The organism is Methanobrevibacter curvatus, assembly GCF_001639295.1.
Taxonomy (GTDB): Archaea; Methanobacteriota; Methanobacteria; order Methanobacteriales; family Methanobacteriaceae; genus Methanoflexus; species Methanoflexus curvatus.
Map to the genome: position 1 here is coordinate 1 of NZ_LWMV01000136.1, position 12,983 is coordinate 12,983.

Sequence of the window (12,983 nt, forward strand, 5' to 3'; positions counted from 1 at the left end):
AAAATCATTTTTTTTTTTTTTTTTTTTTTTTAACGATTGATATTAATGACTGATAATTATTTAATTAATTCATTTTTTACATTCATATCTAGCTTTATAATAATCACTTGTTAATTTTAATCCATTTTTTAAATCTATTTCTGGTTTCCAGTTTATTAGTTTCTTTGCTTTAGAAAAATCACCTTTAACTTCAGATAAATCAGATTCTAAAAATTCAACATCAGTATTTCCTAAAATAGAATTAACAATGGAATATATTTCTTTAATTGAATGTGAATTCCCACTTGCAATATTTAAATTTTCATTTCTTTTAAATTTTTTAATATTTTTAATGGTCTTTTCATATGCATTTATTATATCATCTACAAATAGAACATCCAGCCTTTTAGATGTACTTTGAATTTTAATTTTTTCATTTTTAATAGAATTAATTATTAAATATGGAATTATTTTATTTTCATCATCTTTTGGACCATAGGGAGTAAATAATTTTATGGATGCAGTTTTAATTCCATATTCTCTATTATAAAACTTTAATATATCTTCAAACCCTACTTTTGTACATGCATATAAATTAAAAGGAAGTATTTTAGATTTTTCATTAATTGGTATTTTATCTCCTGAGTATTCAGCATATGAACCTGTGTTGATAAAGTATTTAACATTATTTTTAACTGCATTTTCAAGTAAATCTGTAGGGAAAGTTATATTTGAATACACCATATCTTCAATTTCATTAGAACTATGGAATTTTGAATAATAGGTTGCTAAATGCAAAATCCCATCAATATTATAACTTTCAAATACTTCATTCATTTTTACTTTGTCAATATCAATGGTAGTTAGATTATCAAAAGAATTAATAAATTCTTCAATTCTCCAAATATTTGAGTTTGATCTTTTAAGAAAAATCAAGTTCTTATTTTTTTTTAAGAATTTTTCTGCCAACTGACTTCCAATAAAACCAGTTCCTCCAGTTAAAAGTATATTTTTTTCCACTATATCCCAATAAATTATAGTTTATTTACTGTACATTTTTTTAAAAAGACATATTAGACTCTTATCTTTTTAAACAAACTTCCTTTATAACATTAATAGTAAATTATAATATTAAACTAAAATAAGAAAAATGAATCGATTGATCAATCTTTCCAGTTTTTCCAAGGTGGGTTGCCAGATAACCAGATTTCTTCTAATTCTTTTTTGTCACGTAACATATCCATAGGTTTCCAAAAGCCATTATGTTTATATGATGCTAGTTGATTATCATTAGCTAAATTTTCTAGAGGTTCTCTTTCCCAATAACTCATATCTCCTTTGATATAGTCAAAAACATCACTTTCAAGAACAAAAAATCCACCATTTATCCAAGATTTATTTTCCCTATCCCATTTTGGTTTTTCTTTAAATTCTAAAATATTATCTTCATCATCAATATCAAGTGCTCCAAATCTACTTGGAGGTTGTACGGCTGTTAAAGTAGCAAATTTATTCTTTTTTTGATGAAATTCATTTAGTTTATTTAAGTCAACATTACTTAAACCATCACCGTATGTTAACATAAATCTTTCATCATCAATATATGGTTCTATTCTTTTTATTCTACCACCAGTCATGGTATTCAACCCAGTGTTAATTAATGATACTTTCCAGGGTTCAGATTTAGAATTGTGAATTTCAAGATTATTTTTACTAAGATCAATGGTAATATCAGACTGATGTAAGAAATAATTAGCAAAATACTCTTTAATAACATAACCTTTATAGCCTAAACATATTATAAAATCATTGAATCCATATGAGGAATAGTATTTCATAATGTGCCATAAAATTGGTTTTCCTCCAATTTCAACCATAGGTTTTGGACGAATATCTGTTTCCTCAGACAGTCTTGTTCCAAGTCCGCCTGCCAAAATAACAACTTTCAGAAAATCAACTCCTAAATGTATAAACTAAAGAAATTATTGAATTTTTTTCATTATATTTAAACATGCTTAATTAATTAAAATAATATCATTAAACAATGACATAATTAAGTTAATTAGTCAATATGATTTTAATACTTGATAATTATAATTTAATTGACATATTTATTAAATTAATACATATAATATGGATTTATAATAAATATATTATAGTTATAAATTTATAATAGTTATATGTTGTAAATTTATATTGTATTTATATAATTAATAATTTTAATTTTTATTAAATTTATTATTATATATTATAAATCAATTTTTCTATTTAATTTTTATTAAATTTTATATTATAAAATATTAAATATTTATATATATACATTATAAATTAATAATTAATTTTTCTAAATTTATTTTTATTCCTTTTCATTTATATGTATTTTCATTAAACTGTGGAATTAGTGAAAAAGTTTCAGCTAAGTTTTTAACATTTCCAAAATGATATTTTAGTAAACTATTTATTGAATGAAAATTAAAAAAATTATAAAACAAAGTTATTCTAAAAATAACATCTAAAAATAACATAATAAATTGATAATTTTTTATTTATATTAATCAAAAATACTTGAAATTAAGATAAAATGATTATTGAAAATACAGAAATTGATGGGGTGAATATTATTAATTCAGAACCATTTTGTGATAATCGTGGGTTTTTCAACAGAATTTTCTGCCAAGAAGAACTTCGCGAAATTAGACCAAATATGGTGATTGAACAGATGAACCATTCTATGACAAGATTAAAGGGTACAGTTCGAGGACTACATTTTCAATATCCTCCCCATGCAGAATTAAAAATAGTTCGTTGTGTTAAAGGAAGCATTTTTGATGTAGCAGTAGATTTACGAAAAAATTCTCCAACATTTCTTAAATGGCATGGTGAAATACTTTCTGCAGAGAATATGAAAGCATTTGTATTGCCTGAAGGTTGTGCACATGGATTTCAGGCATTGGAAGATGATATTGAAATGATTTATTTACACACAGAAAGTCATTTTAAAGAATCGGACGGACGACTACGATACGATGACCCTAAAATTAATATTAAATGGCCAATAGAAGTTACAATTGTTTCAGAAAAGGACATGTCTACAGCATTTATAAAAAATGACTATGGAGGAGTTTTATGAAATGTAGACATTGTGGACATGAATTAAAATGGGAGTTTGTTGATTTATTTAACTCTCCTCCATCAAATTCCTACCTTAGTAAAGACCAGCTAAATGAAGGAGAAGTTTCTTACCCCTTAAAAGTTTTTGTTTGTGACAACTGTTTTTTAGTTCAAATTGATGAATACAAGAAGTCTGATAAAATTTTCAATGAAACATACACTTATTTTAGTTCTTATTCCTCCTCATGGCTAAAACATTCAAAAAACTATGTAGATATGATTATTCCAAAACTAGGATTAGATAATGATTCTTTTGTTATTGAAATTGCAAGTAATGATGGTTATTTATTACAATATTTCCAAGAAAAGAATATCTCATCTTTAGGAATAGAACCAACATCCTCAACTGCAAAAATAGCTAAAGAAAAGGGAATAAATGTTATTGAAGACTTTTTTAATTCTAGTTTAGCCACAAAACTCCAAAAATCTGATTTAATTTTAGGAAACAATGTTTTAGCCCATGTTCCCAATATAAATGATTTTGTTAAAGGGTTGAAATTGGCTTTAAAGCCAAATGGCACAATAACAATGGAATTTCCACATCTTTTAAATTTAATTAAATACACTCAGTTTGATACAATATATCACGAACATTTTTCATATTTGTCTTTAATGACAGTTCAAAGAATTTTTAAATCTCAAGGACTTAAAATTTACGATGTAGAAGAATTACAGACACATGGAGGAAGTTTACGAATATATGCTACACACATTGAAAACAGTAGTATTCCAATTAATGATAATCTTGAAATAATCATTAACAAAGAAAAGCTTGCTAAATTAGATAAAATCGAAGGGTATAAAAATTTTGAGCTAAAAGTCCAACAAGTAAAATGGAACCTTCTTAATTTTTTATTAAATGCAAAAAAAGAAGGGAAAACAGTTGTAGCATATGGAGCAGCAGCAAAAGGAAATACATTACTTAATTACTCTGGAATTAAGTCTGATGCAATAAAATTTGTTGTTGATGCATCTCCATACAAACAGAATAAATACATGCCAATGAGTCATATTCCTATTGTTTGTGAAGAAACAATTAGAAAAGAAAAGCCAGATTATATATTAATATTACCATGGAACATTAAAGATGAAATAATTAATCAATTAGCTTATGTTAAAGAGTGGAATTCTAAATTTGTTATAGCTATTCCTAACCTTGAAGTTTTTGAATGAAAATCTAAATTTATCTTTTTATCATCCTAAAGACATTATTTTTTATTTCAGAGCATTACTATTTTTCAAACTAAGGCATATCAAAACTTTGTTTTTTTTTAATGTTTTAATTTTTTCCATTTTTTAAAAAAAATTTAAATCAAAATCTTTAAGAATACAAATATTTATATGTTGTTTAAATCATATCTATTTATAATTAATTTATTTTTTATTAGATTAGTTTTGAATTTTGTTAACTTTATTTAAATTAATATATTTTTTTATAATTTTTTATAATTTCTTATATTGTTTATAATTTTTTAATAATTTTTTTATATATTATTTATTATAATGTTCTTTTGTTTTAAATTATTTTTCTTATAAATCTTTTAATGATTTTTATTTTCAAAAATAATTATTAAAAGAAAAATAATAATATTAAAAGAATATTCATTCATATACTATGAGGTTAATCATGAATAGTAGAACAAAGACAGTGATAATTTCAATAGCTATTATACTATTTTTAGTAGCTTTTTCATTTTTTATTAGGGCACAATCAGCTGACTTAAGTGCCATCCCTGTTGAACAGAGAAGTATTTATATTGACTCCAGTGGACTTCCATATTTTTCTGAAATGGATTCATATTACAACTTAAGAATGACTGAAGACCTTATTAACAATGGTCATTTTGGAGATACAATTCAAAACGGAACACCATGGGATTTACATTCATATGCTCCATTTGGAAAGACTGCAGAGTATGCAAATGCTATTGCATATGTTACAATTTTCTTCCAAGATATATACAACCAATATCTTGGTGATTTCACAATTAAAGAGTCTGCATTTTGGATTACTGCAGTCATATCTTCTTTAGCAGCTATTCCTGCGTTTATACTAGTTAGGAGAATCACAAACACTTATGGAGCATTAACAGCAGCTCTTTTAATTATTTTTGCTCCAAATTATCTTACTCACTCTTATGCAGGGTTTTTTGATACAGATATGTTTAATGTAGTCCTTCCACTTTTTTCTCTTTTATTTTTATTTGAAGGATTTAGGAACAAACACTTAATCCTTAGAATACTTTTTATCTTATTGGCTGTTGTAACGCTTGGAATGTTTTCATTTGCTTGGACAGGTTACATATTTTATGTTGCAGTATTTGGCTTAGGTATAATAATATTCTTTATTTTAGGATTGTTACTAAGAACAAAAGTAATAGAATCTCCAAAAAAATATTCTAATGTTGTGAAATGGTTTATAAATCAAAAAGAGCTAGTTTCTTTAATTTTATTTGCAATTTTCGGCTTAATTTTCTTTTATTTTGTAAAAGGCAACCTATCTGGAATACTTTCAGACATAATGGGTTTAGCTGGTACTACTCAATTACAAAATTCTGTTAATTCACTTATGGGTACATACCCTAATGTAGCTATTTCTATTGGTGAGTTACAACTTGCTCCAATGGTTTCTGGAGGACCTTTAGGTGCATTTCTCTCTAACAACAATGGTATTGTTAATGGTGTTGGAGGAGCTGTTGCTTTCTTTGGTGCATTGCTTATGTTTATTTTATATGGCTATAGAGTTTTACTTAAGAGAAAATCATCATCTTCTAATGCTAAAACATCAAAGGCTAGTAGAAAACCTACTGTAATTAAAAAAGACACTGGATTTTCATTTTCTTCATTAATTCCATACATTGATAATATTGTTCATGAAGAGGATGCTAACAGAGCAAGAAGAGAAAGTTTACTTTTATTTTCTATTTTAGGTATATGGTTAGTCGTTAGCTTCTATGCTACTTCTCAAGGATCAAGATTTTTACAGTCTTTAATGATTCCTATGGGAGTATTTACAGGTATCTTTGTTGGCTTTGCTGTAAATTATGTTAAAGCTAAAGTTGATAAAAAACACATTTTATTTGCTTTAACTGTTGGATGTGGTCTTTTAGTTTTCCTTCCAATGACTCAAATAGAATTCCCAATAGCTTTACCAATTAACTTTGCTAGTTCTTGGATAACAGCTATTGGTTCTACCTTACTTATAATTGTTCTTGGTGCATTTTTCATATATGGGGATAAATATCTTAAAAATACAAAATTTAACAAAATCACTTCTTCAAATACTAAAAAAGCATTTGTTGCCTTAGTTATCTTTTTGGCACTTGTGGCTCCTACTGTCTCCACTGCTTACTACACAACATCCCATGTTGGTCCAGGTATTTCTGATCCTATGTGGAATGCTTTGACTTGGGTAGAGGGAAACACTGTAAATGACACTACAATGGCTTCATGGTGGGATTTCGGTTATGCATTTGAAATAGCTGCAGATAGACCTACAATATTTGATGGTGGTTCTCAAGATGGTCAACGTGCCCATTGGATAGGTAAAGCGATTTATACAAATGATAGTGCACTGTCGGCAGGCATACTGGAAATGATAGCCACATATGGTAATTTACCATTTGATACTTTAGACAACTACACCAATAACACTGCTAAAACAGTGAAAATTTTAGATGAAACTATTCCAATGGAGAAAGAAGAAGCTATTTCTACAATGATTAATGAGTACAACCTTACTCAAGTTCAAGCAGATAAAATTGGTGAGCTATCACATCCATCTAATCCAAAACCTGTAATTTTTGTAATGAGTTCAGATATGCAAGGTAAGTCCTACTGGTGGAGTTACTTTGGAGGTTGGGACTTTAACTCATTAAATGGTACTGGTTTCAGTTATTTCTACAATGACCAGCCTGTTGAAATGATTAAAGGGAATAATAATACAGGAGAAGCAATAATAGTCAATTCTGCAGAGCAATATGCAACTGTTATCACAACTATAACAAAAAATTACAATAATAATAGCTCTGTCCATGGGGTTGTGTCTGTTTTAAATCCTCAAACAAATAAAACCATTTTAGACCAAAATGGTTCTGTTTATAATCCATTTTCTATTTACAGAGAAATGGTTATTGATGATGGTCAACTTGTTAAAAATGAAACTTTAAATAAATCTGGTGAATATACTCTCCTTATTATAGGTTCTGGAGGACTTTATACTGCTTATCTCATGAATAAAGAATTAGAAGGATCAATGTTTACTAAGTTATATATTTTACAAGGTTTTGGTCAAACTAACTTTGAAATGATTCAAGTTCCAAAAGAAACTTCTGGAATTTTCCTTTACAGAGTAATTTCAGACACTCCAATGTTTAAAACAGATAAAAATCAAACTGGTTAGCAAATTTCTATGCAAATTTCTATAAATTATCATTTAAATTTAGATTAAATAAATGAAGTATTTTTTTCAAAATTTCATCAAATCTTCATTTAATTCTTCTTTATTTTTTTAAATTTATTGCATTGCTTTTGTTTGCTTATTATAGTTAATTTTTTTTATAAATTTATATTTATCTAATCTTAATGGTATTGAACCAGATTTAATAATAATTTAACCATTTAAATATTAATTTAATTATTTAATTATTTAATAACAAATTATTTTATTTAAAGTTTATAATATAATTTAAATTTTTAAATTTTAATAAATTTTTAAAGCTTTTTTTAAATTTTAATTTATATATTTTAAATTTAAACATGTTATTACATTATTTTAATACATTATTTTAATTACATTTTTTAATACATATTACTTAATTTTATTTTATTTTTATAATATTTTTAAGTCATTTTGGTATTTTTAAGCTTGTTTTATTTTTAAGTGAAAACTATGGACATTGATGAAAAAATCAAAAAAATTGAGGATGAAATTCAAAAAACTCCTTATAACAAAGCTACTTCTCATCATATTGGAAAATTAAAAGCTAAAATTTCCAAATTAAAGGAAGAGTCAATAGCTCGTAAAAGTTCTGGAACTAAAGGTAAAGGGTTTCATATAAAAAAAGCTGGAGATTCAACAGCTGTTTTAGTTGGTTTTCCATCTGTTGGTAAGTCAACATTACTTAATGAATTGACTAATGCTGAATCTAAAGTGGGATCATACGAATTTACTACTTTAGACATTATCCCTGGAGTAATGGAGTATAGAGGAGCTCAAATACAGATTTTTGATGTTCCTGGGATTATTACTGGTGCAAGTGGTGGAAAAGGAAGAGGAAAAGAAATATTGTCTGTAGCAAGAACAGCTGATTTAGTGATTGTTGTTTTAGATGTTTTTAATCCATATCATTTAGATATCATCCTTAAAGAATTAAGAGACATTGGAATAAGGCCTAATGAAAAACCTGTTGATGTTACAGTTCATAAAAAAAGAGTTGGTGGGGTAAATATTACATCAACAGCTTCTTTAAATTATTTAAATGAAAAAACAATAAGATCCATTATAAATGAATATGGAATGCACAATGCAGATGTTTTAATAAGAGGAGACATTTCTGTTGACCAATTTATAGACTCTTTAGAAGGAAACAGAGCATATATACCAATGATTATTTTATTAAATAAAGTTGACTTGGTTGATACATCATATATCAAGGAATTAAGAAAAAATATACCTGATTTTATTCCAATTTCTGCAGATAAAAAGCAAAACATAGACTTTTTAAAAGACCAAATTTTTAACAACTTAGATTTAATGAGAATTTACTTAAAACCTCAAGGAAAAAAAGCTGATATGGAAGAGCCATTAATTGTTAAAAAAGGTTCAACTGTAATAACAATTGCTGAAAAGCTTCACAGAGAGTTTAAAAAGAATTTTAGACATGCTAAAGTATGGGGAGCTTCTGTAAAATTTCCAGGTCAAAAAGTTGGTCCAGATCACATATTAGAAGACGAAGACATTTTACGGTTAATTGTAAAAAAATAAATAAAATTAATTTAAAACAAACTTTTTAAAAAAGTTTGATCAAAATGATCCTAATCAAAATAATCCTTAATTTTTATTTAAGTAAAAGTATTTTACAAATTAAAAAATTTTAATTTATTTGAATATTTTAAATTTGAATATTTTAAATAAAAGTTATATACTATTATTGAAAGCATTATTGAAAGTGTTATTTAACTTATTAAGTTATCTTAATTATTAAAATAAATGGATGTTTACATGTTTAAAACTGTTTTTATAAGTGGAACACCAGGAACTGGAAAAACTACATTGATAAATAAATTAAAAAATTCTTTATCTGACTATTATAATCTAGATTTATTGGATATAAATAAAATAGCTATTGATAATAATTTTATACTTGAAATAAATGAAGATAAGGATTACAAAGTTGTAGATATAGATAAATTAAATTTAAAAATCTTAAAAATTATAGAATTAAAAAAACAAGAATTTAATAATAGTACAAGAGATAAAACAAGTAGAATTATCCTTGTTGATGGTCATATTTCTCATCTATGTGATGGAGCAGATTTACTTATTATTTTAAGGTCTAATCCTAAAATTTTAAATGAAAGACTAAATTTAAGAGGATATTCTCCATCAAAAATAAAAGATAATCTTGAATCAGAAAGTTTAGCTATTTGTTCAAATGAAGCTTATGAAAAATATAAAGAAAGGGTAAATGAAATTGATACCAGTATTATTTCAAGTGATGAAATGACAAAAATAGCTATTGAAATTATTGAAGATAAAATAAGTTGTCCTGTTGGAAAAATTGATTATTTAGATTGGTTTTTAAATAAATAGTAAATATAATAATAAATAAATAATTGAATTCATTTTTTAATTAATTTTTAGATTGATTTTTTAGATTAATTTTTAAAATAAACTATTTAAATAAACTTTTAAATAAATTTTTAGATTAATTTTTTGACAATCTCATTTATTAAAATAAAAAATTTTAAATATTTTATCTGATAGATTTATTCATAATAAAAAATTTAGCATTTTTATATTAATTTTTAGATTAATTTTTATATTAATTAGTTTTATATTAATATTTATTTAATATTTATTTTTTTTAAATTTTAGTAAACATTTTAAATATTTTTTTTTAAAATATATATTTTTATAAAAATATGTATTTTACAGAGCAATTAGTGATACAATGAAATCCTTATCAAATTTTTCTAAATCTATTAAAATTCCTTCTAATTCACCTATTGATGATATTATAGGTGGAGGAATTGAAAAAGGCATTATTACACAGATATATGGTCCTCCAACATCTGGAAAAACAAATATTTCTTTACAGTTAGCCGTAAACAGTGCTGAAATGGGCAAAAAAGTCATTTACATTGATACTGAAGGTGGAATATCCATTGATCGTATTAGACAAATAGCTAAAAATGATTTTGATAGCTTTGCTTCTAATTTTATTATTTTTGAGCCTTTATCTTTTAGTTCTCAACACAAGGATTTAAAAATAGTAGATAATTGGCTGAAAACTAACTCTGATGATGTAGATTTGGTCATTATTGATTCAATCATAGCTCTTTATAGAATAGTTGATAATTCAAAAGAAGTTAACCAAGATTTAGGTAAACAAATGGGTTTACTTTCAAAAATTTCAAAAAAGTATAATCTAGCTGTTTTAATAACAAACCAAATTTATTCTAGTTTTGATGTTGATGGGACAAATAATTCTGTTGTTCCTGCTGGAGGTATTACACTACAATATTGGTCTAAAAATATCATAGAACTTTCTAAAACTGAGATAATAGGTGAAAGAATAGCTAAAGTTATAAGACACAGAATAATACCTGAAGGAGTTAATATTAAGTTTCAAATAACCTCAAATGGGATTGAATAAGCCTAATTCTACTTATTCTTGTTTCTTTATTTTTTTTACTCTTTTTTATCATAATTTTTTAACTTTTTTTTTTTTTTTTAAAGGCTGTGCAATGATTATTTCTTGTAAAAACAGATATTTAATTAAAATATGTTAAGATGTATTTAAAATAATAATACATGTTTTTATACATATTAATATTTAAAAATAATTATAATTTGTAAAAAACTTTCATTTAAATTAGTTTTCTTATACTTTTGAGAAAACTTATTTGATCAAATTTTTTTTAAAAGTTTGTTTTAAAGAATAATAAAAACTAAATGTCTAAAAATAATTATTTTTAGTAAATAGATTTAACATTAATTAAAATAGGATTTTATTAAATATTTATATTTATTTTTATAATAAAATTTATTAGAACTTTATAAATCTAATTTTAACTTAATTAATTAAATTTAGAAAATTAGATTTTCGAATTGCTACACAGCCATTTAAATTCGTTATATTATTGTTTTTTAAATCAACTTGTTAACTTAAGAATTTTTAATCTAAAAGAATTTTTAATCTAATATTCATAGGAACAAAAAATAATTTTTTGTATTTTATAAATAAATAAAAATTTTCAATATAAAGTTTAGTGCTTTTCCTTATGTGGACAAGAATGTTTAAATAAAAAATTTTATAACTAATTATGTACATACATTATAATTATCAAGTAATAAATTTATTATTAATAACTAATCTAATTTTTTTTTTTATAATTGTGGTATTAATGGCAAAATTAAAGAAGACAAATAAAGCAAAAAAGGTAGCTCCCGAAGGATATGAATCACCTAATGATTTTTTTAATTCTGTTTTTTCTGATAAAAAAATGATATGGATGGGTCAAAATACTAATCATCTTCATAGTGATGATTTTATTTCTAATGCAATGATTAAATGTGTTGAAAGTAAAGAATATTGTAAATATCCACCTCCTGAAGGCTTTCCACATCTTCAAAATCTTATTTTAAAAGATTTGGGTCTAGAGGATATGGATATTTTAATCACAGCTGGAGGAACAGAATCCCTTTATGTTTGTATAAGTGAGATAGTAGAGCCACACCACAATGTAATTACTTGTGATCCTGGTTATTTAATTATTGATGAGTTTGCAAGCCGTTTTTCAAATGAAATACGTTCAATTCCAATTTATAATGAAGAATGTGGTTATAAATTAACTCCAAAACTTTTAAAAAAGCATATGGATGATAATACTCGTTTAGTGATTTTAATTGATCCTTTAAATCCATTAGGAACAGCTTATACTAAGGAAGAAATTGAAGAATTTGCTTTAATAGCTGAAGAAAATGATTTGTACATCCTTCATGATATTACCTACAAAGATTTTGCAAGAAATCATTTTTCCATTGCTAAATATGCTCCTAATCACTCTATTACTATTTTTAGCTTTTCTAAAATCTTTGGAATGGCAGGTTTAAGAATTGGCGCAGTTATAACCACTTCAGAGCTTATTGATTGTGTAAGATCTGCTTTAATCAATGATTTAGGGACAAATTTAATTGCCCAAGCTGGTGCAATAGCTGCTTTAGAATCAAAACCAAAATGGATAGATAGAATTGTAAATACTACAAGATCAAATCAAAGATTAATTAAGGAAATGGTTGATAAAATCCCAGATATTTCAATTGTAGCTTATCCTTCTGATGGAAATATGTTAGCTATTGACATTGAAAAAACAGGTATTAATCCAGTTGATTTAGAGTCATATCTTTTAGAAAAGAAAATTTTCACAAGAAGAGGAAAATATACAAGTAAACGGTTTGGAGATAAATATTTAAGAGTTAGTTTTTCAGTTCCTGAAAATCAATTAAAAGTATTTATTGATGAATTTCCAAAGGCAATTGAAGAATTAAGATAATATACTCATAAATCATTACGTCATTGCTAAATTATTGTTCATATTATTAAATC

Annotated in this window: 9 protein-coding genes; 7 read left to right on the forward strand and 2 right to left on the reverse strand. The window is 25.0% G+C overall.

The features are described 5' to 3' along the window. Nucleotides 1-69: 69 nt before the first annotated feature. The gene (locus MBCUR_RS03330) at nt 70-999 is read right to left on the reverse strand and encodes an NAD-dependent epimerase/dehydratase family protein (RefSeq protein ID WP_067090172.1); all 930 of its coding nucleotides are present in this window, start codon (nt 997-999) and stop codon (nt 70-72) included. Nucleotides 1,000-1,142: 143 nt separating this feature from the next. Further along, nucleotides 1,143-1,949 carry a glucose-1-phosphate cytidylyltransferase gene (rfbF, locus tag MBCUR_RS03335; RefSeq protein WP_342669785.1) on the reverse strand — a complete coding sequence of 269 codons (807 nt, stop codon included), beginning with the start codon at nt 1,947-1,949 and terminating at the stop codon, nt 1,143-1,145. Between the two features lie 611 nt (nt 1,950-2,560). On the opposite strand from rfbF, the gene rfbC reads away from it, so the two are divergent. The 7 genes from rfbC to MBCUR_RS03370 all read left to right on the forward strand — a co-directional run bounded on the left by rfbC (nt 2,561) and on the right by MBCUR_RS03370 (nt 12,930). After that, on the forward strand, nt 2,561-3,109 hold the full coding sequence (gene rfbC / locus MBCUR_RS03340) for a dTDP-4-dehydrorhamnose 3,5-epimerase (protein ID WP_067090177.1): 549 nt from the start codon (nt 2,561-2,563) through the stop codon (nt 3,107-3,109). Then, entirely contained in the window at nt 3,106-4,323 is a 1,218-nt protein-coding gene (locus MBCUR_RS03345) for a class I SAM-dependent methyltransferase (protein WP_067090179.1), read from the forward strand. The genes rfbC and MBCUR_RS03345 overlap by 4 nt, the downstream gene beginning before the upstream one ends. Before the next feature lie 454 nt (nt 4,324-4,777). Further along, the gene (locus MBCUR_RS03350) at nt 4,778-7,552 is read left to right on the forward strand and encodes an STT3 domain-containing protein (protein ID WP_067090182.1); all 2,775 of its coding nucleotides are present in this window, start codon (nt 4,778-4,780) and stop codon (nt 7,550-7,552) included. Nucleotides 7,553-8,041: 489 nt separating this feature from the next. Then, the gene (locus MBCUR_RS03355; RefSeq protein ID WP_067090184.1) at nt 8,042-9,136 is read left to right on the forward strand and encodes an OBG GTPase family GTP-binding protein; all 1,095 of its coding nucleotides are present in this window, start codon (nt 8,042-8,044) and stop codon (nt 9,134-9,136) included. 237 nt (nt 9,137-9,373) lie between these two features. Then, nucleotides 9,374-9,964: an adenylate kinase family protein gene (locus MBCUR_RS03360; RefSeq protein ID WP_067090187.1), complete on the forward strand. Its 591-nt coding sequence runs from the start codon at nt 9,374-9,376 to the stop codon at nt 9,962-9,964. Nucleotides 9,965-10,325: 361 nt separating this feature from the next. After that, entirely contained in the window at nt 10,326-11,030 is a 705-nt protein-coding gene (gene radB, locus MBCUR_RS03365) for a DNA repair and recombination protein RadB (protein WP_067090189.1), read from the forward strand. Between the two features lie 751 nt (nt 11,031-11,781). Then, nucleotides 11,782-12,930, forward strand: a complete 1,149-nt coding sequence (locus MBCUR_RS03370) for a pyridoxal phosphate-dependent aminotransferase (protein WP_067090191.1) — start codon at nt 11,782-11,784, stop codon at nt 12,928-12,930. Nucleotides 12,931-12,983 lie beyond the last annotated feature (53 nt).

What these genes read in the sequence shown, in the direction of transcription:
- rfbC (WP_067090177.1), top strand. Translation starts at nt 2,561, where the DNA reads ATGATTATTGAAAATACAGAAATTGATGGGGTGAATATTATTAATTCA.
- MBCUR_RS03355 (WP_067090184.1), top strand. Translation starts at nt 8,042, where the DNA reads ATGGACATTGATGAAAAAATCAAAAAAATTGAGGATGAAATTCAAAAA.
- MBCUR_RS03345 (WP_067090179.1), top strand. Translation starts at nt 3,106, where the DNA reads ATGAAATGTAGACATTGTGGACATGAATTAAAATGGGAGTTTGTTGAT.
- radB (WP_067090189.1), top strand. Translation starts at nt 10,326, where the DNA reads ATGAAATCCTTATCAAATTTTTCTAAATCTATTAAAATTCCTTCTAAT.
- MBCUR_RS03360 (WP_067090187.1), top strand. Translation starts at nt 9,374, where the DNA reads ATGTTTAAAACTGTTTTTATAAGTGGAACACCAGGAACTGGAAAAACT.
- MBCUR_RS03370 (WP_067090191.1), top strand. Translation starts at nt 11,782, where the DNA reads ATGGCAAAATTAAAGAAGACAAATAAAGCAAAAAAGGTAGCTCCCGAA.
- MBCUR_RS03350 (WP_067090182.1), top strand. Translation starts at nt 4,778, where the DNA reads ATGAATAGTAGAACAAAGACAGTGATAATTTCAATAGCTATTATACTA.